This is a genomic window from Planktothrix tepida PCC 9214 (assembly GCF_900009145.1).
GTDB lineage: Bacteria > Cyanobacteriota > Cyanobacteriia > Cyanobacteriales > Microcoleaceae > Planktothrix > Planktothrix tepida.
In genome coordinates, this window is sequence record NZ_LN889871.1 from 1 (window position 1) to 323 (window position 323).

At 49.5% G+C, this 323-nt stretch carries 1 protein-coding gene; it reads right to left on the reverse strand.

The annotated features are described in order from the left end of the window. On the reverse strand, nucleotides 1-323 hold a 323-nt coding region (locus PL9214_RS29540; RefSeq protein ID WP_222425320.1), incomplete at both ends, for a hypothetical protein.

Sequence of the window (323 nt, forward strand, 5' to 3'; positions counted from 1 at the left end):
GGTGTTATTGTCGGTGTGGGCGTTGGAGTTGGGGTCGGTGTTGGGGTCGGTGTTATCGTCGGTGTGGGTGTTGGGGTCGGTGTTATTGTCGGCGTTGGGCTAGGTGTTATCGTCGGTGTGGGTGTTGGAGTTGGTGTTATTGTCGGTGTTGGGCTAGGTGTTATCGTCGGCGTTGGAGTTGGGGTCGGTGTTGGCGTTATGACCTCAACGGTATAAGTTTCACCTGTATTAAAGGCTGTTGTTAACGAGTTTCCAGCAATATCTTTAATCGTTGGAGTTGCTGAGGTATCGAGTCGTAATGTTCCGTTTCCACTAATATTATT